This is a genomic window from Novosphingobium sp. CF614 (assembly GCF_900113255.1).
Taxonomy (GTDB): domain Bacteria; phylum Pseudomonadota; class Alphaproteobacteria; order Sphingomonadales; family Sphingomonadaceae; genus Novosphingobium.
Genome location: NZ_FOOR01000009.1, coordinates 56,578 through 80,240, shown reverse-complemented (window position 1 = coordinate 80,240; position 23,663 = coordinate 56,578). Strand labels below are relative to the sequence as shown.

Genomic DNA, 23,663 nt, shown 5'->3' with positions numbered 1-23,663 from the left:
AAACGACGAAGCGATCCAGGGCGGCACTACACCGCCCTGGCCAATACCCTGATTCGCCACACTGCCTGCGTCGGCTCGCGATAGTCGAAGACAAGGAAACCCGCCGATCACGGGACTTTGCTATTAACGATGCAAAGAGCACGGCACCGGATGCCATATGCACCGTGTCATGGCCGGGCGATGTAGGACAGCGTTTTTTGCCGGGTACACTCCGGTCTCGCCGGGGGGGTCTCGCCGGGCATCGCGCTCGCGGCCGAATCATCCTGCTTCAGGGGGCCTCAGCCCTCTTCCTTCTCCCCGGTCGGGAAGAGGGCTGGGCGGAGGGGCGCGTGACGAGCCCCTCTTTGAACTTCGCGGCGAAGATCAGTCCTTGCCCTCAGGCCTTGCCCTCAGGCCTTGCCCTCAGGCCTTGCCCTCAGGCCTTGCCCTCAGGCCTTGCGGAACCGCCCGTTCGACCAGATGCGCATCTCTTCGTCGTCCGACACCCGACCCTCACGCAGGCGGTCCTCGCGCTGCCGGTCGAAGATCAGCGATCCCGTCGCGTTCCGGCCGCGCTGCGTGCGGCGGAAGGGTATTTCAGCTCCGATGCTCATGATGTTTCTCCTCTCCGCGAGTAAATGCAGGAAGTGGGTCCCGGGTTCCCGCCGCGGTGAAGGCGGCGGGCAGGCGCGATTGCGCCGCGGCTTCGGCCAGCGTCTGTCCATCAAGCTCGGCCAGGAAGGCGGCCATCGCCCGGCCCAGCATCGCGGTCAGGCCGCAACTCCGGCGCAGCACGCAGCTGCCGCAGTCGGCGGGTGAAAGACATGGCTCGGTCAGCCGCACGACATCGCCCAGGCGGATGTCCGCGACGTGCTGGGCGATGCCGCGACCGACGAGGTCCTGTCCGCCTGGGGCGAGGCCTACTGGTTCCTGGCGGATATCCTGATCGGCAAGGAAACCGAACTCTACGCCGAGGCGGTGGCCTGAACCCGCGCTTTCAGCGCGCGCCGACCCCGCGCGCGAACTGGGCCTGGAGGTCGGCCAGCGCGCGGGCCGATACCGGCGGCAGATCGCGCGCCGCATGGCCCTTGCGCAGCGCCGCGCGGTCGCGCGCGTCGGGTTCGACCACGCGCACCCGCACCGCCGCCTTGCCTTTCGCGCGCACGCCGAGCCGTTCGGCGGCGCCTTTCGACAGGTCGATGATCCGCGCGGCTTCGCCGAACGGCCCGCGATCGTTGATCCGCGCCAGGATGCGCCGCCCGGTGTCGAGCGAAGTAACCTCGACGTAGCAGGGCAGCGGCAGCGTCTTGTGCGCGGCGGTGATCCAGTCGGGCCGGAACCGCTCGCCATTGGCGACCTGGTTGCCGCTCTCGCTGCCGTACCACGTCGCGTAGCCCAGCATGTCGTAGCCCGGCTGGGCGGCGGGCGTGTAAGTCGTCCCGCGCACCGTGTAGGGCGGCCCGATCCGTACCGGGGTATCGCTGACCGGACGATAGCGCACGCCGCCGCCGCAGGCGGCAAGCGTGAGGCACAGGGCGGAAAGCAGGCAGGCGCCGAAACGGGTGGGGGAAAGGTTGCGGGCAGGCGCGGTCATGATCGCAAGGTCGCTCAAAACGGGCCTCATCAATAGGACGTATAGACCCGGTTCGCCACGGCGCCTTTCGGGACCTCGCCCTTTGAAAGCGCCGCCCAGTTCTTCATGTAGATCTCATAGTCGGCAAGCGCGAAAGTCATGGCATCGTCGCTGCACGTGATCCGGACCTGATGGTGGATATAAGTGAAGCGGATCGCTTCGGAGACCATGAACGCCAGCAGCGCCATCCCGACGATCAGATGAACGTCCTTGCCGCCCCGGAAATCCGCCAGCATGCCCAGCGCCTTGACGATGCTCTGGCGGTTATGCGGCGTTCGCGCATCCTTGGAAGGGCCTTGCATGAACAGGGCCATGCCGTCGCTGTCGGTATAGCTGCAGTTGAACCGCAGTTCCTGGGATCCGCCGTTCATGCCCTTGAAGAAGAACGGCCTTCCTTCCGCGTTGCGGAACCCGATGACGTAGAGATCCGATTCGCGGATCGTCGCCACGATCGAGCGGGTTCCGAAAAAGACCTGGATATCGGCGGTATCCGTAGAACCGGCGCGGCGCCGGCGCGGCGCGCTGGACAGGCCGGCGTTGTCGTCCGTCACCCCGTTGGCAAGGACGCGCATGTCGGCGGCATAGTTCCCGTCGAGTCTGAGAATGTACACTTCGCGCTCTCCCGGCGGCATCGCCCGGCCCGTGTTGTCGCCACGGGTCCCGGCGCAAGACAGGTCGCGACCTGACGGGTGAAATTCTAGGCCCTGCGCCGGCTCATGCAAGCCATGGTCGAGGATTCGCGCTTGGGTCCTGCCCGATACCAGGCCCCTTCGAGCGAGCTCGGCACAACCCGTCCCGGCTGAACCGGCGCCGGCCGTTCGCGCACAGCCCCTGGCGCCCTTCGCGCGGCGACGGCCGCCGTCCGGTCAGCGCCGCGCGCAGCGTGAATAATCGCCCTCCCGGCAGGCGCGCACGTCGGCGCGCCATTCGGCCATGGCGTCCTGGTATTCGCGCCGCGCGGCGTAGTCGGCATCGTCCCGCGATGCCGGGCGGGCGTTCCCGTCCTCGCCGTCGCGCCAGCCGTTGCGGGCGCGTGCGTAGCTGTCCCAGCCGTCGGCGTACCGGGCGTCGCGCTGCCGCACTTGGGCGAGCTGGTCCTGGTTGAGCTGGCGGATGATCGCCCGGTCGCGCGCCAGCTCGTCCGGCGTCAGCCGGTCGTTCGGATCGTCCGCCAAAGCCGGCGCGGACAGTGCGCAGGCACCCAGCGCCAAGATGGCCAGAACCCCACGTTCCCTCATATTTCCCAGTCCCTTCAAGTCGATGCGGCCAAATGTGCCGCATCGGACGCATCATTGCAAAGCCATTGCGACGAGCCGTTCGCTCCCCATCTTGGGGGCAACCGCGTGTGCAACGCCGCGCCCCCTTGCCTGGGGCGAACAAATATGGAACATACCTCCTTCATGAGTCTCTCCCACACCAGCGTCCCCGTGATTTCGATTCGCGGCGCGCGCGAGCATAATCTCAAGGGTTTCGATATCGCGCTGCCGCGCGAGAAGCTGATCGTCATCACCGGGCTTTCGGGTTCCGGCAAGTCGAGCCTGGCGTTCGACACGATCTATGCCGAGGGGCAGCGGCGCTATGTGGAAAGCCTTTCGGCCTATGCGCGCCAGTTCCTGGAGATGATGCAGAAGCCCGATGTCGAGCATATCGACGGGCTCAGCCCCGCGATCTCGATCGAGCAGAAGACCACCAGCCGCAACCCGCGTTCCACGGTCGCCACGGTGACCGAGATCTGGGACTACATGCGCCTGCTCTGGGCGCGGGTGGGGGTGCCTTATTCGCCCGCCACCGGCCTGCCGATCGAGGCGCAGACGGTGTCCAACATGGTCGACCGGGTCATGGCCCTGCCCGAGGGTACGCGGCTCTACCTGCTGGCCCCGGCGGTGCGCGGGCGCAAGGGGGAATACCGCAAGGAACTCGCCGAATGGCAGAAGGCGGGCTACACCCGCGTGCGCATCGACGGCGAGATGCACGCGATCGAGGACGCGCCGGCGCTCGACAAGAAGTACAAGCACGATATCGAGGTGGTGGTCGATCGCATCGCCGTGAAGCCGGGCATCGAGACGCGGCTGGCCGACAGCTTCGAGCAGGCGCTGGGCCTCGCCGAGGGGCTGGCCTATATCGACCTGGCGGATACGACCGTTGCCGCAATCAATGCTTCACCTCCCTTCGTGTCGAGCGAAGTCGGGACACGGGAATCCGGCGCCGGGAGTGCCTCGACTTCGCTCGACACGAAGGGAGAGGCGGGATCGAGCAAGGGAGCGCTCAAAGGTGCCGGCCTTCCCCCCAACCGCATCGTCTTCAGCGAGAAGTTCGCCTGCCCGGTCTCCGGCTTCACCATCGAGGAGATCGAGCCGCGGCTGTTCAGCTTCAACGCGCCGCAGGGCGCCTGCCCGGCCTGCGACGGGCTGGGCGAGAAGCTGCTGTTCGATCCCCAGCTGGTGGTGCCGAACGAGGCGCTGACGCTCAAGCAGGGGGCGGTGGTGCCCTGGGCCAAGTCCAACCCGCCGAGCCCTTACTACATGCAGGTGCTCTCCAGCCTGGCGGCGCACTTCGGGTTCGACCTGGCCACGCCCTGGCAGGACCTGCCGGGCGAGGTGCGGCTGGTGATCCTCCATGGCACCGCGGGCAAGCCGGTGCCGCTCACCTTCAAGGACGGGCGCAAGGAATATACCGTCAGCAAGCCGTTCGAGGGGGTGATCGGCAACCTCAACCGCCGCATGCTGCAGACCGACAGCGCCTGGATGCGCGAGGAACTGTCCCGGTTCCAGACCGCGCAGCCGTGCGAGGTGTGCCACGGCAAGCGCCTCAAGCCGGAGGCGCTGAGCGTGAAGGTGGGCGGCAGCGACATCGCCGACGCGGCGCGGTTCTCGGTGGCGGACGCGTTCAAGTGGTTCGGCGCCCTGGACGCCAGGCTCACCGACCAGCAGCGCCAGATCGCCAAGGCCATCCTCAAGGAGATCAACGAACGGCTGGGCTTCCTCAACAACGTCGGGCTGGACTACCTGAACCTCGATCGCACCAGCGGCACCTTGTCGGGCGGGGAGAGCCAGCGCATCCGGCTCGCCAGCCAGATCGGCTCGGGGCTGTCGGGGGTGCTCTACGTGCTCGACGAGCCGAGCATCGGCCTGCACCAGCGCGACAACGACCGGCTGCTGGAAACGCTCAAGCGCCTGCGCGACCTGGGCAATACCGTGATCGTGGTGGAGCATGACGAGGACGCGATCCGCGCCGCCGACCACGTGGTGGACCTTGGCCCCGGCGCCGGCGTCCACGGCGGCGAAGTGGTGGCCGAGGGCACGCTGGAGGAAGTGCTGCGGAACACCAACAGCCTCACCGCCCAATACCTGACCGGCGCCCGCCGGATCGAGGTGCCCCAGGTGCGCCGCAAGGGCAACGGCCACTTCGTCACGGTGGAGAACGCGCGGGCCAACAACCTTGCCGGAGTGACGGCGTGCTTCCCGCTCGGCACGTTCTGCTGCGTCACCGGGGTATCGGGCTCGGGCAAGTCCAGCCTCACGCTCGACACGCTCCACGCCGCCGCCGCGCGGCAGCTCAACGGCGCGCGGGTGATCGCCGGCCCGCATGACCGGATCACGGGGTTGGAACTGTGCGACAAGGTGATCGAGATCGACCAGTCCCCGATCGGCCGCACCCCGCGCTCCAACCCGGCGACCTATACCGGCGCCTTCACCCAGATTCGCGACTGGTTCGCCGGCCTGCCGGAAAGCGCCGCGCGCGGCTACAAGCCCGGGCGCTTCAGCTTCAACGTCAAGGGCGGCCGGTGCGAGGCCTGCCAGGGCGACGGGCTCATCAAGATCGAGATGCACTTCCTGCCCGACGTCTACGTCACGTGCGACGAATGCCACGGCAAGCGCTACAACCGCGAGACGCTGGAAGTGAAGTTCAAGGGCCACTCGATCGCCGACGTGCTCGACATGACGATCGAGGATGCGGAGGCGTTCTTCAAGGCCGTCCCGCCGATCCGCGACAAGATGCACATGCTCAACGAAGTGGGCCTGGGCTACGTCAAGGTCGGCCAGCAGGCGACCACGCTTTCGGGCGGCGAGGCGCAGCGCGTCAAGCTCGCCAAGGAACTGGCCCGCCGCTCCACCGGGCAGACGCTCTACATCCTCGACGAGCCGACCACCGGCCTCCATTTCGAGGATGTGCGCAAGCTCCTGGAAGTGCTCCACCGCCTGGTCGACCAGGGCAATTCAGTGGTGGTGATCGAACACAACCTGGACGTCATCAAGACCGCCGACTGGATCATCGACCTCGGCCCCGAAGGCGGCGTGCGCGGCGGCGAGATCATCGCCGAAGGCACGCCGGAGCAAGTGGCCGCGAACGCCCGGAGCTTCACCGGGGCCTATTTGCGGACACTGCTGGAGCGGTGATCCTTCCCGCGAAATGGGACGCCGGAGGCAAGTGGTGAGGGGGTGTCAGGGCCAGATGGTGTCGATCGCCGTCGGGCCGCGATAACCGTAGGGGGTCATGTCCTTCTGGTCGCTCGATCGGGAGATTTCGCCGAACAGGCCGCCGTTCACCGCATAGCCCACTTCGATCGTGTCGGTGCTGGCGATATAGGCGGACATGCAGTGGGCGGGATAGCCCACCTTTATCAGTTCGCCCACCAACGCATAGGCGTTGTAGCGCGTGGTCGCCAGCACCGCCGAGTAGCAGTGCTGCTGGTGGACCTTGCCGGTGAACTTCTTGAGCGTCGGCCAGGCCAGCTCGAAGTTCGATCCGCCGACGTGATCGAAATAGAGGCGGCCCCAATCGTGCCCGGCCCACTCCGCGACGATGAGCACCGAGCATTCCCCGACATGCGCGGTCTTGATCCCGTGGAGCGAGCCGGAGGAAACGTCGATGGGCTCGTCCTGCCCGACGGTGATGAACTCGCCATGGTTGACGGCAAGGTCGATCGGCCCGGTGGTGGGGGTGAACGGCAGCGCCAGGCCGGCGCGGCCGCGCATGCCGGTTTTCTGTGCCACATAGATGCCTGGCATGGCGGCTCCCCTCCCATCAAATATCGCCGCGCTCTCATGACGAAGCGATTCGCTGAAGCGGCGACTATATTCGCGCAATGGCCGCGTTTCGACTGTCGTATCGGCAACTACGGTGACGGGTTCATCATCCCTCAAAGATCCCGGTGCGGTGGGCAGATCCTGTTTCGCGCGGGAACGCGTGAAGAGGTCGGCGAGCCGCGAAGCGGTTCGATACCTGCGACGGTTGCGCGGGGCCTACGCGACAGCCCCATCCGGGACATTGCGGATGGCGCCTCGGTGTCTGGTCGCCGACAAAAACCTCATGAACTTGATCCAGCTCATTGACCGCGAATTCAACATGATCTGCCGTCTGTAAAGGCAACTTGAAAAGCAGCATGCCAAGACGCCTCAACGAGCGGCAAGCGAATGTATGGCCCCCCTTCGGAAGGATATCTGAACCATGGATGCATGCGCGCATTGTGCGGTTCGCGAAAGCGCGATCTGTCACTCGCTGTCCGACGACAAGCTTGAGGAACTCAGCAGGTTCGGGCGCCGCCAGAACGTCAGGCGCGGGCAGACGCTGATGTGGGAGGATGAGGAATCGCTGCTTGTCGGCAATGTCATCGACGGCGTCCTCAAGCTTTCCGCATCCTCCAGGAACGGCTGCGACCAGACGCTCGGCATCGCCTATCCCAGCGACTTCATCGGCAGGCCTTTCGGCCGCAGGAGCTATCAGTCGGTAACCGCCTTGACCGACGCGCAAGTGTGCACGTTCACGCGTGCGGATTTCGATGCCGTCGCCCAGCGCAATCCCGGTCTCGAACACAAGCTCCTGCAACGGACCCTGGCCGATCTCGATCATGCGCGGCAATGGATGGTCCTGCTCGGCCAGAAGAGCGCGGTCGAGCGCGTGGCCACGTTCCTGCTCGAAATGGGTTCCCGCCTGGGGCAGGCCGGCGATGACGACGGCGCACGCGGTCCGATCGAATTCGAACTGCCGTTCGGGCGGCAGGATATCGCCGAGGTGCTGGGCCTCACCATCGAGACGGTCAGCCGCCAGATCACCAAGCTGCGCGGCGAGGGCCTGATCGATACGCCCACCAAGCGCAAGGTGGTGATCCGCGACCGCGAGGCCCTGGAAGCTTGCGCGGATGGCAGCTAGCCGCCTGTACCTACCAGGTTACGTAACAATCCCAATTCCGGCGGCGGCCTTCGGCAAGCACATATTGCACATGAACAAGAGCGGTCCTTCGGGATTTACATGGAAGAGCATCCGCCTGGAACTGGCCGAAACCCGGGAGTTTCCACGGGGTTCCGCGAGCCGGGCCTATATGCTGTATCTGCCGCTGCGTCCGGACGGCACCATCGACGAAGCCGTGCTTCGGGCAAATCCGAATATCGCGGGTTTCAGGCGGTTCTGGCCGAACGAAGCCGACAGGGTGGGCCGTGTCGAGCGAACGGAAAGCGGCTGGGCCTTGTCCTTCCAGCCCGCGCCCGAGGCGGGAAGCGTGTCATTGCCTATCGAGATGAATCGCCTGCTGCCGGGAGATCAGGTCACGATCGAAAAGCAGGGGCAACGGGCCTGGCGGTTCCGCGTCGTCGACTTGTCGCTCGGTTTCGATACGCGGTCGTAGCGCCCCGGGATTCGTACCGAGTTTCTTCCTGTTCCGCTTCCTTCGGCGTTGCCAGCCGCCGCAGGCGGGCGCGGCAATCCAGGGCAGATTGCTGCGGCGGCTTTGCCGCCTAATCCGAGCCCAATCCGGCGGCGAAGGCGACGCGCAAGGCTTCGGAGAGGCTTGCGACCTCCAGCTTCTGCATGAGGTTCGCGCGATGGACCTCCACGGTGCGGGGGCTGATGCCGAGGTCATAGGCAATGGTCTTGTTGGGATGCCCGCGCACGAGCCCTTCCAGCACATCGGTCTCGCGCGGGGTCAGCACGCGCAGGCGCGCCTGCGCCTCCTCACGCCTTGCCATGCTGCTGCCGGCCTGGGCGATCCGCGTAAAACCGTCCTCGATGGCTTCCAGAAGCACGGCCTTGTCGAAGGGCTTCTCGATGAAGTCCACCGCCCCGGCCTTCATCGCCTGGACGGCCACGGTGACATCGCCGTGCCCCGTCATCACCACCACGGGATGGGCAATCCCCCGATCACGCAGCACCTGCTGGACTTCGAGTCCGCTGATTTCGGGCATGCGCACGTCAAGAAGGACGCAACCCGGCTCAAGCTCGTCCACGGCCTCCAGGAATTCGATGCCGGTCCCGAATGTCGTAACCGCATATCCGGAAGTGCGCAGCATGAACGAGGCAGAACGGCGGATCGCTTCGTCGTCATCGACAAGATAGACCCGCTGGCTTTCATTCATCGTCTCGAATCTCCGCTTCGGGCAGGGTGAAATGGAATGCGGTGCCGCCCAGGCGCGAGGGTTCGGCCCAGATCTTTCCGCCATGCGCCTCGACGATCGTCCGGCAGATCGAAAGGCCCAGGCCCATGCCCGCCGCCTTGGTGGTGGTGAAGGGCTGGAACAGCTGCTCCGCGACTTCGGGCGCCAGGCCGGGCCCGCTGTCCGCCACGATCACTTGGACGAAACCATCGCGTCCGGGCTGGCTGCTAAGCTCCAGGCGCTTGAGGTGCACCTTCTCCATGGCCTCGATCGCGTTCCTGATGAGATTGAGCAGGACCTGCTGAATCTGGATGCGATCCACCAGCAGCAGTTCCGCGGTCGGATCGATCTGCACGTTGAATTCCACCGATCGGCCGCCCACGCCCACGAAGGCCAGCGCGCTGGCTTCGCTGACCAGGCGCGGAAGCTCGACGATCTGCCGCTCGGTTTCGCCGCGCGAAATGAAGTCGCGCAGCCGTCGCACGATCTGGCCGGCACGGATGGTCTGGGTGGCGCATTCGTCCAGCGCTTCGCGGACGAGGGCGATCTTGTCGGGGTCCGGATCGGCGAGCATGTCGCTCGCGGTCTGGACGTAATTGGTGACGGCTGTGAGCGGCTGGTTGAGTTCGTGCGCGATGGAGGTCGCCAACGTTCCCATCGCCGTGACGCGCGAAACGTGGGTGAGCGCGTCCTGCAGGTCGTGCAGCCTCAACTCCGTCCGCTGCCGTTCGGTCAGGTCGCGAATGAAGCCGGTATAGACGCGGCGCGGACCGAACAGCGCTTCCCCCACCGACAGTTCGATCGGAAACGTGCTGCCGTCGCGGCGGCGCGCCGTGGTGACGCGGCCGATGCCGATGATGCGCCGCTCGCTGGTGACGAGATAGCGGTTGAGATACATGTCGTGCCGTTCCCGGTCGGGAGAAGGCATCAGCGTGCTGACATTCTCGCCGATCAGCTCGGCCTCGATGTAGCCGAACATGCGTTCGGCCGCGGAACTGAACGAGATGATCCTGCCGGCATCGTCGATGACGATCATGGCATCGGGCACGCTGTCCAGGATCGAACGCAGATAAGCTTCGTTCCCCAGATCCACTGGGATGTGCTGCTGACCCGGGTCATCGCTGTCTGACGATCGTTCGCCCATGGCGGCAGGGGTTAACGCAGCCGGACAATCGCTGCAACCTGCGATACGGCTTGCGGGCTCGTACGATTTGAAATGACTTCTACCAAGTCTCCTTGAACGAGACTCAATCTTCCCCCTTGCGTCTTCGCGAGGCGGCGAAGCAATCCCGGGTGTTGGCCAGGGCAACGCAAGATCGCCCTGGCCAACACCCGGATTGCCGCATCGTCTTCGGCCGCAATATTTTCCAGATCGATGAGGAGTTTGGCTCCGTTCGGCGCAAGCGGGGGCGGGCCGGGTTCCGGCGGCGGCGAAATAGGCTGGATTTCCGAAGCAAACAGGGCTAAGGGCGGCCCCGCTAAGGCGGAAAGGGCCGAATTCCCGGCTCCTCCGGCCATGGCAAATCCACATGGAAAGCGCACATACCGGTGCCGCAGCGGTCAAGATGCCTTCGGGCGATCCGCACGGTTCCAGCTTTCCAGAGGTCGAACCGGAAAGGAAACGATTATGGCGGCTCCCGTCGTCACCATGCAGCAGCTTATCGAAGTCGGCGCGCACTTCGGCCACCAGACCCACCGCTGGAACCCGCGGATGAAGCCGTATATCTTCGGCGCCCGCAACGGCATCCACATCATCGACCTGTCGCAGACGGTGCCGCTGATGGCCCGCGCGCTGGAATTCGTCTCGGCCACGGTCCAGGCCGGCGGCAAGGTGCTGTTCGTCGGCACCAAGCGCCAGGCGCAGGAACCGATCGCCCAGGCCGCCCGTGCCTGCGGCCAGCACTACGTCAACCACCGCTGGCTGGGCGGCATGCTCACCAACTGGAAGACCATCTCGGGCTCGATCAAGCGCTTCAAGGCGCTGGAAGAGCAGCTTGCGGGCGACACCACCGGTCTCACCAAGAAGGAAGTGCTCCAGCTCACGCGCGAGCGTGACAAGTTCGAGCTTTCGCTCGGCGGCATCCGCGACATGGGCGGCATTCCCGACGTGATGTTCGTGATCGACGCCAACAAGGAAGACCTGGCGATCAAGGAAGCCAACGTGCTGGGCATCCCGGTCGTGGCGATCCTCGATTCGAACGTCTCGCCCGATGGCATCGCCTTCCCGATCCCGGCCAACGACGATGCCAGCCGCGCCGTGCGCCTTTACTGCGACGCCGTGGCCCAGGCCGCGACCAAGGGCGGCCGCGAGGCGGTGATCGTCAGCGGTGCCGACATCGGTGCCATGGACGAGCCGGTCGAGGAAGCCGTCGAAGAGATCGCTGGGGCCTGATCGGCGCCGGCGCCGACGACACTTTCGTCATGGAATTGTCGCGCGCCGGGTCCAATGGGCCTGGCGCGCACCCATTTGAAGGCCACCAAGTGGCCCTCCCAACCAAGAGGATATGAGCGATGGCTTACACCGCCGCTGACGTGAAGAACCTGCGCGAGCGCACTGGCGCCGGCATGATGGACTGCAAGAAGGCTCTCGACGAGACCGGCGGCGACATCGAGGCCGCCGTCGACGCGCTGCGCGCCAGGGGCCTGGCCGCCGCCGCCAAGAAATCGAGCCGCACCGCCGCCGAAGGCCTTGTCGGCGTGGCCGTGACCGGCACCAGGGGCGTTGCCGTCGAAGTCAACTCGGAAACCGACTTCGTCGCCAAGAACGACCAGTTCCAGGACTTCGTGCGCAAGACCACCGAAGTGGCGCTGGGTATCGCGGGTGACGACGTCGAGACGCTCAAGGCCGCCGCTTACCCGGACGGCGGCACCGTGGGCGAAGCGCTGACCAACAACGTCGCCACCATCGGCGAGAACCAGCAGGTTCGCCGCATGAAGACGGTCGAAGTGAGCGAAGGCCTGATCGTGCCCTACATGCACAACGCCGCGGCGCCGAACCTCGGCAAGATCGGCGTGCTCGTCGCGCTTGAGTCTTCGGCTTCGGCTGACGCGCTCGAAGCGCTGGGCAAGCAGATCGCGATGCACATCGCCGCCGCCTTCCCGCTGGCGCTCAACGCCGAGGATCTCGATCCCGCGCTGATCGAGCGCGAGCGCAAGATCGCCGCCGAAAAGGCCGCCGAATCCGGCAAGCCCGAGAACGTCCAGGCCAAGATGGTCGATGGCGCGATCGCCAAGTACGCCAAGGAAAACGCGCTGCTCAGCCAGGTCTTCGTGATGGACAACAAGACCCCGATCCAGCAGGTCGTCGACGCGGCCGGCAAGGAAGCGGGCGCCAAGATCGTCCTCAAGGATTTCGTGCGCTTCCAGCTCGGCGAAGGCATCGAGAAGGAAGTCTCCGACTTCGCGGCGGAAGTGGCCGCGGCAGTGGCGGGCTGATCGTTCGGCCAACGCCTGCTTCGAAAAGAACAGAGCGGGCCGGGGAGCGATGGCTTCCCGGCCCGTTTTTTCGTCATGCGCGTGAAGTCGGAGGCGCAATCGGTCAGGCGCGGCGATCCGCATCATCCACAACCTCTCCCCTTGGCAATCCGCGCCGCTCCTCCTAAAGCCGCACCCACTCACGCCCCAGGAGACCGCGCGACCATGTCATCCTCCCCCTACAAACGCATCCTGCTCAAGCTGTCGGGCGAGGTGCTGATGGGGGGGCAGCAGTTCGGCATCGATCCGGAATTCGTCGCCGAAATGGCCCGGGAAGTGAAGGCGGCCAAGGAGACCGGGCTGGAAATCTGCCTCGTCATCGGGGGCGGCAATATCTTTCGCGGCATGGCCGGGGCGGCCAAGGGCATGGACCGCGCCCAGGCCGACTACATGGGCATGCTGGCGACGGTGATGAATGCGCTGGCGATGCAGAACGCGCTGGAGCAGCTCGGGGTTCACACCCGCGTCCAGTCGGCGGTGCAGATGGACCAGGTCTGCGAGCCGGTGATCCGCCGCCGGGCCGAGCGGCATCTTGAGAAGGGCCGCGTGGTGATCTTCGCCGCCGGTGTCGGCGCGCCCTATTTCACCACCGATTCGGGCGCCGCGCTGCGCGCCGCCGAAATGCAGTGCGATGCCCTGTTCAAGGGCACCAGCGTGGACGGCGTCTATGACAGCGATCCCAAGACGAATCCCGCCGCGAAGCGTTACGAAACAGTCGATTACGACACGGTCCTCGCCGATAATCTCAAGGTGATGGACGCTTCCGCCGTGGCCCTGTGCCGCGACAATGCCATTCCGATCGTCGTGTTCTCGATCCGCGAGAAAGGCAATCTTGCCAAAGTGCTCGCGGGCGAAGGCACGCAGACGGTCGTCCAGAAAGGAGCCTGAACCATGGCCAAGTATGACAAGGCCGACCTGGAGCGCCGCATGAAGGGCGCCGTCGATTCGCTCAAACACGACCTCTCCGGCCTGCGCACCGGGCGCGCCAACACCGCGCTGCTCGAACCGATCACCGTCGAGGTCTATGGCAGCCATATGCCGATCCTGCAGGTCGCGACGATCTCCGCGCCGGAGCCGCGCATGCTGTCGGTGCAGGTCTGGGACAAGTCCAACGTCGGCCCGGTGGAGAAGGCGATCCGTTCGGCCGGCCTGGGCCTGAACCCGATCAACGATGGCAATACCCTGCGCCTGCCGATCCCGGACCTGACCGAGGAGCGCCGCAAGGAACTGGCCAAGCTGGCGAGTTCCTATGCCGAAAAGGCGCGCGTCGCCATCCGCAACGTGCGGCGCGACGGCATGGAGAACCTCAAGGCCGACGAGAACAAGAAGGAAATCTCCGAGGACGAGAGAAAGCGCGCCGAGGCCGACGTCCAGAAGCTGACCGACGAGCAGATCAAGGCCGTGGACGACGAATTGGCCCGCAAGGAAAAGGAAATCCTCAACAAGTGAGGCTATGGCCCCTCGCCTTGAGGAGTTCCCGATGAGCCAGGACAAACCCGCGCGCGCGCGCCACGTCGCCATCATCATGGACGGCAACGGGCGCTGGGCGAAGAAGCGGCACCTGCCGCGCGCGCTCGGCCACCAGCGCGGGGTCGAGGCGGTGCGCCGGGTGGTACGCGGCGCGCGCGAGCTGGGGCTGGAGGCGCTGACGCTTTATGCCTTCTCTACCGAGAACTGGCGGCGGCCGGAGGAGGAAGTTTCCGACCTCATGAGCCTGATGAAGCGCTTTATCCTCTCCGACCTCGAGGAATTCGCCGAGGCGGGGGTGCGGCTCAGGATCATCGGCAACTACAAGGCCTTCAAGCCGGATGTCGTCGAACTGGTGGAAAAGGCGATCGCCCGCACGGCCGGCAATTCCGGCACCACGCTGGCGGTCGCGCTGAACTATGGCGCGCAGGACGAGATCGCCCGCGCCGCGACCAGGGCGGCCGCGAAAGGCCCGATCACGCCCGAGACGATCGCCGTCGAACTCGACACCGCCGACCTGCCGCCGCTCGATCTGCTGATCCGCACTTCGGGCGAGGTAAGGCTGTCCAATTTCCTGCTCTGGCAGTGCGCCTATGCCGAGATGCTGTTCACCGACGTGCTCTGGCCGGATTTCACCGTCGAGCACTTGCGCGAGGCGCTGGAGACTTTCGCGGCTCGCGAGAGGCGCTATGGCGGGCGTTAGGCTAATCTTTCCCGAAACGCGGAGGAACGGTTGACGGGGGCATCGGACTTGCGCGTGCGCACCGGCTCGGCGGCGGTGATGATCGCCGTTTCGGGTCTTGCGCTCTGGCTGGGCGGGGCAGTCTGGATCGCGTTCGTCTGCGCCGTGGCGGTGGGAACGCTGTGGGAATGGATCCGGATCGCGCGGATGGGCACGCGGAACCCGGCCGCGCGCGGTTTCTGGAATTTCGCGGGCATGCTCTATGTCGGCACCGGCGCGGCGATGCTGCTGTTCCTGCGTAATCCGGCCTTTACCCTGGCGCCGCTGCTGACGGTCCTGGTTGCGGTCATCGCCGTCGATGTCGGGGCCTATTTCACCGGCCGCGCGCTGGGCGGGCCGAAGATCGCGCCCTCGATCAGCCCTTCGAAGACCTGGTCGGGCCTGCTGGGCGGGGTGCTGGGCGCGACGCTGGCCCTGCTGTGCGCCGTGCGGCTGTGGCGGGATGGAGCGATCTGGCTGAGCCAGGCCGGGATCTCCGCGGACGTCGCGGCCTGCCTGGGGACGCAGCCGTGCTGGTATCTCCAGGCAAGGCCGGTTCCCCTGTTCGCCACTTGCGTGATGACGGGAATCTTCGTGGCCATCTGCGCGCAGGCCGGCGATTTCTTCGAAAGCTGGATGAAGCGCCGGGCCGGGGTCAAGGATTCGGGCAATCTCATTCCCGGGCACGGCGGTTTCCTCGATCGCGTGGACGGCCTGCTCGCGGTACTTTTTTTACTGGCCCTCATGCTATTGTTCCAGCCACGATGACAGGCATGCGCACGCTTTCCCTCCTTGGCGCCACGGGTTCGGTCGGCGCCTCCACGCTCGATCTCGTGCGGCGCCAGCCCGGCACCTGGGGCGTTCGCGCGCTGACGGCGCATTCCAACGCCGCCGAGCTGGCCCGCCTGGCGCGGGAGTTCTCGGCCGAGGTCGCGGTCATCGCCGACGAGACGCGGCTGCCCGAACTGCGCGCGGCGCTCTCCGGGTCCGGCATCGCGGCGGCCGGCGGCGCGGCGGCGCTGGTGGAGGCGGCGGCGCGCGGCGCGGACCTTACGGTGGCGGCGATCGTCGGCTGCGCGGGGCTGGCCCCGACCATGGCGGCGATCGAGCAGGGCGGGATCATCGCGCTTGCCAACAAGGAAGCGCTGGTTTCGGCCGGCGAGGTGATGATCGCCGCCGTGGCCACGCACGGCGCCACGCTGCTGCCGATCGATTCGGAGCACAACGCCATCTTCCAGTGCCTGGCCGGCAACGATCCGGCGCACGTGCGCTGGATCACCCTGACCGCGAGCGGCGGTCCGTTCCGCGACTGGCCGTGGGAACGCCTGTGCGCGGCGACCCCGGCGGAGGCGGTTCGCCATCCGAATTGGGACATGGGCGCCAAGATCAGCGTCGATTCCGCCACGATGTTCAACAAGGGCCTGGAACTGATCGAGGCGCATCACCTGTTCCCGGTGGGGCTGGACCGCCTGCGCATCATCGTCCACCCGCAATCGATCGTCCATTCGATGGTCGAGTACCGCGACGGTTCGACGCTGGCGCAGCTCGGCCCCTCGGACATGCGCGTGCCGATCGCCTCGGCGCTCGCCTGGCCGCGCCGCATGGATACCCCGTGCGAGCCGCTGGACCTGGCCGCGATCGGCGAGCTGACGTTCCGCAAGCCGGACGAGGAGCGTTTTCCGGCCACGCGCCTGGCCCGGGAGGCGGCGCAGGCCGGCGGCGCGGTTCCGGCGGTGCTCAACGCCGCGAACGAAGTGGCGGTCGCCGCGTTCCTGGATGGTCAGATTCCATTCACCAGGATTGCGGCACACGTGGAAAACGTGCTCAATGCCTATGCACCGCCGCCACCCGCCTGCCTGACCGACGTGCTCGCCGTCGACAGCGAGGCGCGGGCGAGGGCGCTGCAACTGACGCTGAGCGTGGGATAGGGGACAGCCTGACTTTGACCGCATCGCCCAACCTGCTGACGACGATCTTCGCCTTCCTGCTCGTGCTGGGCCCGCTGGTGCTGATCCACGAACTGGGCCACTATCTGGTCGGCCGCTGGTTCGGGGTGAAGGCCGATGCCTTCTCGATCGGCTTCGGCAAGGAGATCGCCGGCTGGACCGACCGGCGCGGCACCCGCTGGAAGCTTTCGGCGCTGCCGCTGGGCGGCTATGTCCAGTTCGCCGGCGACATGAACCCCGCGAGCGCGCCGTCGGCGGCCGAGGACGGGCTGACGCCGGAACAGCGATCGCATACCTTCCACGCCAAGCCGCTGTGGCAGCGCGCGCTGATCGTGCTGGCCGGGCCGATGACCAATTTCCTGCTCTGCGTGCTGATCGTGGCCGGCTTCGCCTATGCGAACGGTCGCCAGGTGGCCGATGCCGAGGTTGCCGCCTTCACGCAGGATTCGCCGGCGCGGGCCGCCGGAATGGAGATTGGCGATCGCATCGTCGCGATCGACGGCACGCGGATCGAAAGCCTTACCGACGTTCCCGAACATGTCGTCTACTATCCCGGCAAGGCGCTTAAGATCACCATCGCGCGCGACGGGCGCGAACTGGTGCTGCCGGTCACGGTCGCGCGCCGGAAGATGAGCGACGAGTTCGGCAACACGGCTGAAGGGGGCGATCTCGGCATCGATTTCGCCGTGCCGGTGGTGGGTGGGTTCTCGAGCGATTCCACGGCCGAGACGGCCGGCATGAAGGCTGGCGACCGGATCGTTGCGATCGACGATGCCGACGTGCGCAGCTTTTTCGACATTCCGCGCCTGGTCCAGCCGTTCCCGGGCAGGACGGTGACGATAACCGTGATGCGGGGCGGGGAGGCGCATGTCTTCCCGGTAACGATCGGCACCGGCACCGTCACCGAGGCGGATGGACATGCCAGGACAGTCGGTCAGCTCGGCATCCGCGCCGGCTTCGGCCATATCGAGCCGGTCGGACCCGTCGAAGCGCTTGGCCTGGGCGTTACCCGCAGCTTTTCCATGATGCGGATGATGGTGGCCGGGGTCGGCCAGATCTTCACCGGCGAGCGATCGGTGAAGGAGCTGGGCGGGCCGATCAAGATCGCCAAGTATTCGGGCGAGCAGTTCAGCCTGGGCTGGGATGCCTTCGCCGGCTTCGTCGCGCTGATTTCGATTAACTTGGCATTCATCAACCTCCTGCCAATTCCGGGCCTCGATGGCGGACACCTGGCGTTCTACGCGGCCGAGTTGGTCCGTCGCAGGCCTCTGGGTGTGCGCAGTCAGGAATGGGCGATCCGCACGGGCGTGGCACTGGTCCTCGCGCTCATGCTGTTCGTCACGGTCAACGATCTGGTGTCTCTCCCTGTTTTCGGGGGATAGCCGGAAGGTTTTATCCAGCGATCACAATCTCGCCGGGTTTGGCTGCTTGATTGGAGGCCCTCCATCGGGCAGATGGCTGCGATTGCCTGCCGGACGGGCAGCGTGCCTGCCGGGCCGGTCGAGTTCATCGCGAAAGCGTATACAGGATTTTGCGTAGAATGATGGGATGGGAAATGGCTCGCAGCACTGATGCCCGCCGTGCGTCGCAAGTTGCGGCAGTGCTCCTTGGGACTACGATCCTGGCGGGCGCCCCGGAAGTCGCCTTCGCGCAGCAGGGCGCGGCGCCGCCGAGCGCCCAGGCGCCCGGCGCGCCGGTCATGCAGACGATCCAGTCGATCCAGGTGACCGGGGCTGAGCGCCTCGAGCCGCAGACCGTGATGTCCTACATCAAGCTGCGGATCGGCCAGCCCTATAGCAAGGCCGTGGCGGACGAGGCGCTGAAGGATCTCTACTCGACCGAACTGTTCAAGGACGTCCAGATCACCAACGATGGCGGCACCGTCACCATCGCGGTGCAGGAAAACCCGGTGGTCAACCGCATCGTCCTTGAAGGCAACAAGCGCATCAAGGACGACAAGATCCTGCCCGAGATCAAGGTCGCCCCGCGCCAGATCTTCACCCGGTCCAAGATCCGCGCCGACGTTGCCCGCATCATCGAGCTTTACAAGCGCCAGGGCCGCTACGCCGCGACGGTCGAGCCCAAGATGGTCATGCTCGACCAGAACCGCGTCGATATCGTCTTCGAGATCACCGAGGGCGACAAGTCGAAGGTCCGCCAGATCAACATCATCGGCAACGAGCATTTTTCCGACGGCGAGCTGCGCGGCCAGATGGTGACCAAGCAGGCGCGCATCACGCGCATCTTCAGCTCCGGCACGAGCTACGACCCCGATCGCATGGCCTTCGACCAGCAGAAGCTGCGCCAGTTCTACCTGACGGAGGGCTATGCCGACTTCCGCGTCGTCTCGGCCGTGGCCGAGCTGACCCCGGACAAGAAGGACTTCATCATCACTTACGTGGTGGAGGAAGGGAAGCGCTACAAGTTCGGCGACGTGAAGGTCGAAAGCCAGCTGCGCGATTTCGACGGCGAAAAGCTGGCGAAGAACCTGCCCATGCACACGGGCGACTGGTACAATGCCAAGCAGGTCGAAGACACCATCGACAACCTGAACGAGACCGCCGGCGCCTTCGGCTATGCCTTCGCGGACGTGCGGCCGCAGTACGATCGCGACAAGGACAACCTCACCATGGGGCTGACCTTCGTGATCCAGGAAGCGCCGCGCGTCTATGTCGAGCGCATCGACATCAACGGCAATACGCTGACCCAGGACAAGGTGGTGCGCCGCGAGTTCCGCCTGGGCGAGGGCGACGCGTTCAACTCGCTGCAGGTCAAGCGCTCCACCAACCGCATCAAGTCGCTCGGCTACTTCCAGGAGAAGTTCGAGGTCGAACAGAAGCCGGGCAGCGCCGACGACCGCATCGTCCTGGAAGCCAACGTGGAGGAGAAGCCGACCGGCGAGCTCCAGCTTTCGGCTGGCTTCTCGAGCCTGGAGAGCTTCATCTTCCAGGCCTCGATCCAGCAGCGCAACTTCCGGGGGCGCGGCCAGACAGTGGGCCTTTCGGGCAGCTATTCGCGCTATTCCAAGAGCGTCCAGGCGAGCTTCGTCGAACCCTACCTGTTCGACAAGAACGTGTCGCTCGGTGTCGATATCTATCGGCGTGATTACAACAGTTTCAATTACTACAATTCCGACCGCAATACCACCTATGAGCAGTCCACGACCGGCTTCCAGGTCCGCGCCGGCGTGCCGCTGACCGAGTATCTGACGGCGGTCGGGCGTTACACGCTCAATTATGACGACGTGGCCCTGGATAAGAATACTTACTATTCCTACCGCCTCGATCCCGACGTTTTCCAGTGCGATCCGCTCTATGCCGGTCGGTATCTGTGCGATGCCATCGGCAAGCGCCTGAGTTCGATCGTCGGTCTTTCGGTGATCTACGACACGCTGGACAACCGGGTGCGGCCCTCGCGCGGCGAGACGATGTCGGTCAACGTCGACGTGGCGGGGCTGGGCGGCGATGTGAAGTACGCCCGGCTGCGCGCCAATGCCGCCAAGTACTGGCCGCTTGGCAGCGGTTTCATCTTCTCGCTTTCGGGCGAGGGCGGCGCGATCAAGGGCTACGGCGGCGACGATGTACGCCTGACCGACCGCTTCTACCTGGGCGAGCCGCAGATCCGCGGCTTCGGCATCCGCGGTGTCGGGCCGCGCGTCATCCGTCAGTACTACACGCAAGATACGGACGGCAATTATACCGAGGAATCGACCAAGACCGACGACGCCCTGGGCGGCAAGTACTATTACATGAGCCGCGCGGAACTCGAGATCCCGCTCGGGTCGGGCGCGCGTGAAATGGGGCTGCGGCCTTCGATCTTCGTCGATGCGGGCGCCGTCTGGGGCATTAAGAAGCCCGACCTGATCGAGGACTGCCTGCCGGCCGACGGCGGCTGCTTCATCGGCACGCGGGACAGCAGCGGCAATCAGCTCTATTACCCGAACAAGGGCGATGGCACCTACGACACGACGACTACCACCACCTCAGCCCAGACCAATGGACTAGACAACCAGGCGATCGGTTCGACCCAGGCGTTCATCGAGCGTTTCGTCGGCAACAGCTGGAAGCCGCGCGTAGCGATCGGTTTCGGCGTCAACTGGAACTCGCCCTTCGGCCCCTTCCGCATCGACATTTCCAAGGCCCTCCTCAAGCAGGACGGCGACGATACCAAGACTTTCACTTTCAACGTGGGAACCCAATTCTGATGAAGATCATGATGAAAACCGTCGCGCTGGGTTCGGCCCTGGCGTTCGCCCCGCTCGCCGCGCAGCCCGCCTTCGCCCAGGCCGTGCCTGCATCGAAGGTCGCGGTCGTCGATCTCGATCGGATCGGCCGCGAGTGCAATGCCTGCAAGACGGCCAACCAGACGCTCCAGCAGCAGGTCCAGGCTTTCGAAGCCCGTCGCAGCCAGCTTGCCGGGCAGCTCCAGCCGGAGGCGCAGGCGCTCGATGCGGCGGTCAAGGCGCTGAACGGCAAGGCTCCCGATGCCGCCTTGCAGACCCGCATCCAGGCCTACCAGCAGAAGGAGCAGCAGGCCGGCCAGGAACTTCAGGCGCAGCAGGTCCAGATCCAGCGCAACCAGGCCTATGTCGGCCAGCAGATCCAGGTGCAGCTGCAAAACCTCTACAAGCCGGCGATGCAGAAGCGCGGCGCGAACATGCTGGTGGAGATGGGCCAGACGCTCGCCTATGATCCCTCGCTCGATGTCACCGGCGACGTGCTGGCCGCGCTCAATGGCGTACTGACCGCCATCAACACCACGGCTCCGCCCCCGCAGCAGCAGCAGGCGCCGACGGCACCCTCGGGCCGCTAAGGGCAGGCAGCGCGATGAGCGAGGCGAGCGAGATCGTCTACGATACCGCGAAGATCCTGGCGGCGCTTCCGCACCGCTATCCGATGCTGCTGGTCGACCGCGTGGTCTCCTTCGACGAGGAGGAGATCCACGCGGTGAAGGCGGTCAGCTTCAACGAGGGATTCTTCCAGGGCCATTTCCCCGGGCGCCCGATCATGCCCGGCGTGCTCCAGATCGAGGCGCTGGCGCAGACCGCCGGCATTCTCGCGATCGAAAGCCTGGGGCTCGCCGGGACCGGCAAGCTGGTCTATTTCATGGCGATCGAGGATGCCAAGTTCCGCAGCCCCGTGACCCCCGGCCACCTGCTGACCTTGCGCGCCGGCTTCGTCCAGAAACGTTCGCGGGTCTGCAAGTTCTGGGGCAAGGCTTCGATCGAGGACAAGGTGACCTGTGAGGTGAACTTCACCGCGATGATCGCGGATTCGTGACCGCGGCAGGGGCGGGGCAGGCACTGGGGCGGGGGCGTGAACGCGCCCTTGCATTTTCAGCCTTACCCATGTAAGCGCGCCGCTTTCCAAGGCAGGCCGGTCGGAACCGGCCAAATGCGAAAGAGTTTGACCCATGAAGGCCGATACGCATCCCGACTATCACATGATTACGGTGCAGATGACCGATGGCACCACCTTCCAGACCCGCTCGACCTGGGGCAGCGAAGGGGACACGCTGGTTCTGGACATCGACCCGACCTCGCACCCGGCCTGGACCGGCGGCAAGCAGCAGCTTCAGGAAGGCGGCCGCGTTGCCCAGTTCAACAAGCGTTTCGGCGGTCTTACCCTCAAGAAGGGCTGAGCCGGGCCTTGATCGTCGGAATTGAAAGGGCGGCCCTTGGTGGGGCCGCCTTTTTGCGTTCAGCCATCCAGGCCGCAATCCATGAGTTCGAACCACTCGGCCCGTTCGGGCGGGACGGCGCGCAGGAATTCCATGCCGGCGGCCCGGCCGCGCACCCAGCGCACGATCGCCGGCAGCATCGGCCCCTCGCCAAGGCCGATCGAGACGAACGCGCCCTGACGCAGCAGCGCCGCGTCGGCCTGCACGCAGCATCCGTGCAGCGAGACGTCGGCCAGCAGCACCGGCAGCCGGCTGCCCTTCGACGTTTCCAGCAAGGCTTCGAAACGGATAGGACGGCGCTGGTCGCGGCGTCGCTCGTCCAAGGCATCCTGGGGCGCGGCGTAGAGCCGCCCGATCGGTGCGTTCATGGCTTGTGTTCCTGGCGTCCCTTCGTGTTATCGGGCGATCATCCGGCGCGAAAGTTAACCGAGCTTCACAAGACAGGCTTGCCGGCGCAGTAACCTTGCGGCTTTTTGCCCGCGTTCGTTTTCCCGCCATCGCGCGATTGCCTTTCGATCGGACGGGCCTAGTCTGGGGCCGTGCGCGGCAGCGGGGGCCCCGCACGAAAGCCGCCGGTGCGCGCATCGGACTTGCGGATATTTCCCGCCGGCGGCGTCCAGCAATCGGAAGGAGCCGCAAGAAGGGCTCCAACAGGAGAAGCGTAATGATCCGAACTGCCCATATCGCCGCCGCATGCGTCCTGGCCCTGTCCGCCTCCGCGGCGCTGGCCGAAGACGCGACGACACCCGGCGGCGCGATGGTCCACGCCGAAGTGATCGGCCTGAACGGCAAGTCGCTCGGCACCGTGATGCTGCAGGAGGCGCCCACCGGCGTGCTTGTCACCGCCGACATCAAGGGCCTGCCCGAAGGCGAGCACGGTTTCCATTTCCACGAAAAGGGCCTGTGCGATCCGGCGCAGAAGTTCACGACCTCGGGCGGCCATTTCGCCGCCGGCGAGCACCAGCACGGACTGATGGTCATGGGCGGCCCGCACGGGGGCGACATGCCGAACCAGTATGTCGGGCGGAACCGCGCGCTCAAGGCGCAGGTCCTCAACACCGGGGTGACGCTGTCGCCCGGGCCCAAATCGCTGCTCGATGCCGATGGTTCGGCCCTGGTGATCCACGCCGGGGTGGACGACTATACCAGCCAGCCGGCCGGCAACGCGGGCGGACGCATCGCCTGCGCGGTGATCGGCGCGGGGCAATAGTACCAGGCTCTCTGGGCGAGACTCATTTCCCCCCTTGCATATTGCGCTTCGCCCTGTCTGGTTGAAGGATTGGGCGATCACCGGGGGTGGCCACCCCCGGTGATCGGACGGGTGGGATCGTTGCCCCCTTGGCATGCACCGTGATGAAGCTTGATCCGCTCGTCCAGATCGCGAGGACCGAACCGGG

Annotated in this window: 25 protein-coding genes; 16 read left to right on the top strand and 9 right to left on the bottom strand. The window is 65.8% G+C overall.

Features of this window, described 5'->3' with window-relative positions:
- Window positions 1-428 precede the first annotated feature (428 nt).
- From BM052_RS19935 to BM052_RS11960, 5 genes are all read right to left on the bottom strand, one after another.
- Entirely contained in the window at window positions 429-593 is a 165-nt protein-coding gene (locus BM052_RS19935) for a hypothetical protein (RefSeq protein ID WP_177198444.1), read from the bottom strand.
- Complete coding sequence (locus tag BM052_RS11980) at window positions 577-822, bottom strand: helix-turn-helix domain-containing protein (RefSeq protein ID WP_255406100.1); 246 nt, start codon at window positions 820-822, stop codon at window positions 577-579. The genes BM052_RS19935 and BM052_RS11980 overlap by 17 nt, the downstream gene beginning before the upstream one ends.
- A gap of 154 nt (window positions 823-976) precedes the next feature.
- On the bottom strand, window positions 977-1,573 hold the full coding sequence (locus BM052_RS11970) for a septal ring lytic transglycosylase RlpA family protein (RefSeq protein ID WP_091147241.1): 597 nt from the start codon (window positions 1,571-1,573) through the stop codon (window positions 977-979).
- A gap of 29 nt (window positions 1,574-1,602) precedes the next feature.
- Window positions 1,603-2,223, bottom strand: a complete 621-nt coding sequence (locus tag BM052_RS11965) for a ribosome-inactivating family protein (protein WP_177198443.1) — start codon at window positions 2,221-2,223, stop codon at window positions 1,603-1,605.
- A 255-nt stretch (window positions 2,224-2,478) separates the two neighbouring features.
- Window positions 2,479-2,850, bottom strand: coding sequence for a hypothetical protein (locus BM052_RS11960; RefSeq protein ID WP_091147107.1), 372 nt, complete (start codon window positions 2,848-2,850; stop codon window positions 2,479-2,481).
- A gap of 162 nt (window positions 2,851-3,012) precedes the next feature.
- Between BM052_RS11960 and uvrA the strand changes: the two genes are divergently transcribed.
- On the top strand, window positions 3,013-6,009 hold the full coding sequence (gene uvrA, locus BM052_RS11955) for an excinuclease ABC subunit UvrA (protein WP_091147239.1): 2,997 nt from the start codon (window positions 3,013-3,015) through the stop codon (window positions 6,007-6,009).
- Between the two features lie 45 nt (window positions 6,010-6,054).
- On the opposite strand, the gene BM052_RS11950 is transcribed toward uvrA, so the two are convergent.
- Window positions 6,055-6,621, bottom strand: a complete 567-nt coding sequence (locus BM052_RS11950; protein WP_091147104.1) for a hypothetical protein — start codon at window positions 6,619-6,621, stop codon at window positions 6,055-6,057.
- A 439-nt stretch (window positions 6,622-7,060) separates the two neighbouring features.
- On the opposite strand from BM052_RS11950, the gene BM052_RS11945 reads away from it, so the two are divergent.
- Both BM052_RS11945 and BM052_RS11940 read left to right on the top strand, forming a co-directional pair.
- Complete coding sequence (locus tag BM052_RS11945; RefSeq protein ID WP_091147102.1) at window positions 7,061-7,762, top strand: Crp/Fnr family transcriptional regulator; 702 nt, start codon at window positions 7,061-7,063, stop codon at window positions 7,760-7,762.
- Window positions 7,763-7,832: 70 nt separating this feature from the next.
- The gene (locus BM052_RS11940; protein ID WP_091147100.1) at window positions 7,833-8,234 is read left to right on the top strand and encodes a hypothetical protein; all 402 of its coding nucleotides are present in this window, start codon (window positions 7,833-7,835) and stop codon (window positions 8,232-8,234) included.
- A gap of 109 nt (window positions 8,235-8,343) precedes the next feature.
- Here the strand turns inward: BM052_RS11940 and BM052_RS11935 are convergent, their stop codons facing one another.
- Window positions 8,344-8,961: a response regulator transcription factor gene (locus BM052_RS11935; protein WP_091147098.1), complete on the bottom strand. Its 618-nt coding sequence runs from the start codon at window positions 8,959-8,961 to the stop codon at window positions 8,344-8,346.
- Entirely contained in the window at window positions 8,954-10,072 is a 1,119-nt protein-coding gene (locus tag BM052_RS11930; RefSeq protein ID WP_255406099.1) for a sensor histidine kinase, read from the bottom strand. The genes BM052_RS11935 and BM052_RS11930 overlap by 8 nt, the downstream gene beginning before the upstream one ends.
- A 534-nt stretch (window positions 10,073-10,606) precedes the next feature.
- Between BM052_RS11930 and rpsB the strand changes: the two genes are divergently transcribed.
- The 12 genes from rpsB (at window position 10,607) to rpmE (ending at window position 22,227) form a co-directional block, all read left to right on the top strand.
- Window positions 10,607-11,371 (top strand): 30S ribosomal protein S2, encoded by a 765-nt coding sequence (rpsB, locus tag BM052_RS11925; protein ID WP_091147094.1) that lies wholly within the window; start codon window positions 10,607-10,609, stop codon window positions 11,369-11,371.
- Window positions 11,372-11,490: 119 nt separating this feature from the next.
- Complete coding sequence (gene tsf / locus BM052_RS11920) at window positions 11,491-12,414, top strand: translation elongation factor Ts (RefSeq protein WP_091147092.1); 924 nt, start codon at window positions 11,491-11,493, stop codon at window positions 12,412-12,414.
- 204 nt (window positions 12,415-12,618) lie between these two features.
- Window positions 12,619-13,341 carry a UMP kinase gene (gene pyrH / locus BM052_RS11915; protein ID WP_091147089.1) on the top strand — a complete coding sequence of 241 codons (723 nt, stop codon included), beginning with the start codon at window positions 12,619-12,621 and terminating at the stop codon, window positions 13,339-13,341.
- A gap of 3 nt (window positions 13,342-13,344) precedes the next feature.
- Window positions 13,345-13,902, top strand: a complete 558-nt coding sequence (frr, locus tag BM052_RS11910; protein ID WP_091147087.1) for a ribosome recycling factor — start codon at window positions 13,345-13,347, stop codon at window positions 13,900-13,902.
- A 31-nt stretch (window positions 13,903-13,933) separates the two neighbouring features.
- Window positions 13,934-14,623 carry a polyprenyl diphosphate synthase gene (gene uppS / locus BM052_RS11905; RefSeq protein ID WP_091147084.1) on the top strand — a complete coding sequence of 230 codons (690 nt, stop codon included), beginning with the start codon at window positions 13,934-13,936 and terminating at the stop codon, window positions 14,621-14,623.
- A 78-nt stretch (window positions 14,624-14,701) separates the two neighbouring features.
- The gene (locus BM052_RS11900) at window positions 14,702-15,409 is read left to right on the top strand and encodes a phosphatidate cytidylyltransferase (protein WP_091147237.1); all 708 of its coding nucleotides are present in this window, start codon (window positions 14,702-14,704) and stop codon (window positions 15,407-15,409) included.
- A 5-nt stretch (window positions 15,410-15,414) separates the two neighbouring features.
- Complete coding sequence (gene dxr, locus BM052_RS11895) at window positions 15,415-16,569, top strand: 1-deoxy-D-xylulose-5-phosphate reductoisomerase (protein WP_091147234.1); 1,155 nt, start codon at window positions 15,415-15,417, stop codon at window positions 16,567-16,569.
- 14 nt (window positions 16,570-16,583) lie between these two features.
- Window positions 16,584-17,969, top strand: coding sequence for a site-2 protease family protein (locus BM052_RS11890; RefSeq protein WP_091147081.1), 1,386 nt, complete (start codon window positions 16,584-16,586; stop codon window positions 17,967-17,969).
- Window positions 17,970-18,142: 173 nt separating this feature from the next.
- Window positions 18,143-20,791 carry an outer membrane protein assembly factor BamA gene (bamA, locus tag BM052_RS11885; protein ID WP_255406098.1) on the top strand — a complete coding sequence of 883 codons (2,649 nt, stop codon included), beginning with the start codon at window positions 18,143-18,145 and terminating at the stop codon, window positions 20,789-20,791.
- Window positions 20,791-21,399, top strand: coding sequence for an OmpH/Skp family outer membrane protein (locus tag BM052_RS11880; RefSeq protein WP_091147075.1), 609 nt, complete (start codon window positions 20,791-20,793; stop codon window positions 21,397-21,399). Before bamA ends, BM052_RS11880 begins: the two co-directional genes overlap by 1 nt.
- A gap of 14 nt (window positions 21,400-21,413) precedes the next feature.
- Window positions 21,414-21,866 (top strand): 3-hydroxyacyl-ACP dehydratase FabZ, encoded by a 453-nt coding sequence (gene fabZ / locus BM052_RS11875; RefSeq protein ID WP_091147073.1) that lies wholly within the window; start codon window positions 21,414-21,416, stop codon window positions 21,864-21,866.
- 133 nt (window positions 21,867-21,999) lie between these two features.
- On the top strand, window positions 22,000-22,227 hold the full coding sequence (rpmE, locus tag BM052_RS11870; RefSeq protein WP_091147071.1) for a 50S ribosomal protein L31: 228 nt from the start codon (window positions 22,000-22,002) through the stop codon (window positions 22,225-22,227).
- Between the two features lie 59 nt (window positions 22,228-22,286).
- Here the strand turns inward: rpmE and BM052_RS11865 are convergent, their stop codons facing one another.
- Window positions 22,287-22,634: a PilZ domain-containing protein gene (locus BM052_RS11865; protein ID WP_091147068.1), complete on the bottom strand. Its 348-nt coding sequence runs from the start codon at window positions 22,632-22,634 to the stop codon at window positions 22,287-22,289.
- A gap of 296 nt (window positions 22,635-22,930) precedes the next feature.
- Here BM052_RS11865 and BM052_RS11860 point away from each other — a divergent pair, with 296 nt between their 5' ends.
- Window positions 22,931-23,476, top strand: coding sequence for a superoxide dismutase family protein (locus BM052_RS11860; protein ID WP_091147067.1), 546 nt, complete (start codon window positions 22,931-22,933; stop codon window positions 23,474-23,476).
- Window positions 23,477-23,663: the final 187 nt, after the last annotated feature.

Bases quoted from the DNA above. Each gene is read 5' to 3' on its own strand.
- BM052_RS19935 (WP_177198444.1), bottom strand. From the start codon at position 593: ATGAGCATCGGAGCTGAAATACCCTTCCGCCGCACGCAGCGCGGCCGG.
- BM052_RS11970 (WP_091147241.1), bottom strand. From the start codon at position 1,573: ATGACCGCGCCTGCCCGCAACCTTTCCCCCACCCGTTTCGGCGCCTGC.
- BM052_RS11960 (WP_091147107.1), bottom strand. From the start codon at position 2,850: ATGAGGGAACGTGGGGTTCTGGCCATCTTGGCGCTGGGTGCCTGCGCA.
- uvrA (WP_091147239.1), top strand. From the start codon at position 3,013: ATGAGTCTCTCCCACACCAGCGTCCCCGTGATTTCGATTCGCGGCGCG.
- BM052_RS11950 (WP_091147104.1), bottom strand. From the start codon at position 6,621: ATGCCAGGCATCTATGTGGCACAGAAAACCGGCATGCGCGGCCGCGCC.
- BM052_RS11945 (WP_091147102.1), top strand. From the start codon at position 7,061: ATGGATGCATGCGCGCATTGTGCGGTTCGCGAAAGCGCGATCTGTCAC.
- BM052_RS11940 (WP_091147100.1), top strand. From the start codon at position 7,833: ATGAACAAGAGCGGTCCTTCGGGATTTACATGGAAGAGCATCCGCCTG.
- BM052_RS11935 (WP_091147098.1), bottom strand. From the start codon at position 8,961: ATGAATGAAAGCCAGCGGGTCTATCTTGTCGATGACGACGAAGCGATC.
- rpsB (WP_091147094.1), top strand. From the start codon at position 10,607: ATGGCGGCTCCCGTCGTCACCATGCAGCAGCTTATCGAAGTCGGCGCG.
- tsf (WP_091147092.1), top strand. From the start codon at position 11,491: ATGGCTTACACCGCCGCTGACGTGAAGAACCTGCGCGAGCGCACTGGC.
- pyrH (WP_091147089.1), top strand. From the start codon at position 12,619: ATGTCATCCTCCCCCTACAAACGCATCCTGCTCAAGCTGTCGGGCGAG.
- frr (WP_091147087.1), top strand. From the start codon at position 13,345: ATGGCCAAGTATGACAAGGCCGACCTGGAGCGCCGCATGAAGGGCGCC.
- uppS (WP_091147084.1), top strand. From the start codon at position 13,934: ATGAGCCAGGACAAACCCGCGCGCGCGCGCCACGTCGCCATCATCATG.
- BM052_RS11900 (WP_091147237.1), top strand. From the start codon at position 14,702: ATGATCGCCGTTTCGGGTCTTGCGCTCTGGCTGGGCGGGGCAGTCTGG.
- dxr (WP_091147234.1), top strand. From the start codon at position 15,415: ATGCGCACGCTTTCCCTCCTTGGCGCCACGGGTTCGGTCGGCGCCTCC.
- bamA (WP_255406098.1), top strand. From the start codon at position 18,143: ATGGCTCGCAGCACTGATGCCCGCCGTGCGTCGCAAGTTGCGGCAGTG.
- BM052_RS11880 (WP_091147075.1), top strand. From the start codon at position 20,791: ATGAAGATCATGATGAAAACCGTCGCGCTGGGTTCGGCCCTGGCGTTC.
- fabZ (WP_091147073.1), top strand. From the start codon at position 21,414: ATGAGCGAGGCGAGCGAGATCGTCTACGATACCGCGAAGATCCTGGCG.
- rpmE (WP_091147071.1), top strand. From the start codon at position 22,000: ATGAAGGCCGATACGCATCCCGACTATCACATGATTACGGTGCAGATG.
- BM052_RS11865 (WP_091147068.1), bottom strand. From the start codon at position 22,634: ATGAACGCACCGATCGGGCGGCTCTACGCCGCGCCCCAGGATGCCTTG.
- BM052_RS11860 (WP_091147067.1), top strand. From the start codon at position 22,931: ATGATCCGAACTGCCCATATCGCCGCCGCATGCGTCCTGGCCCTGTCC.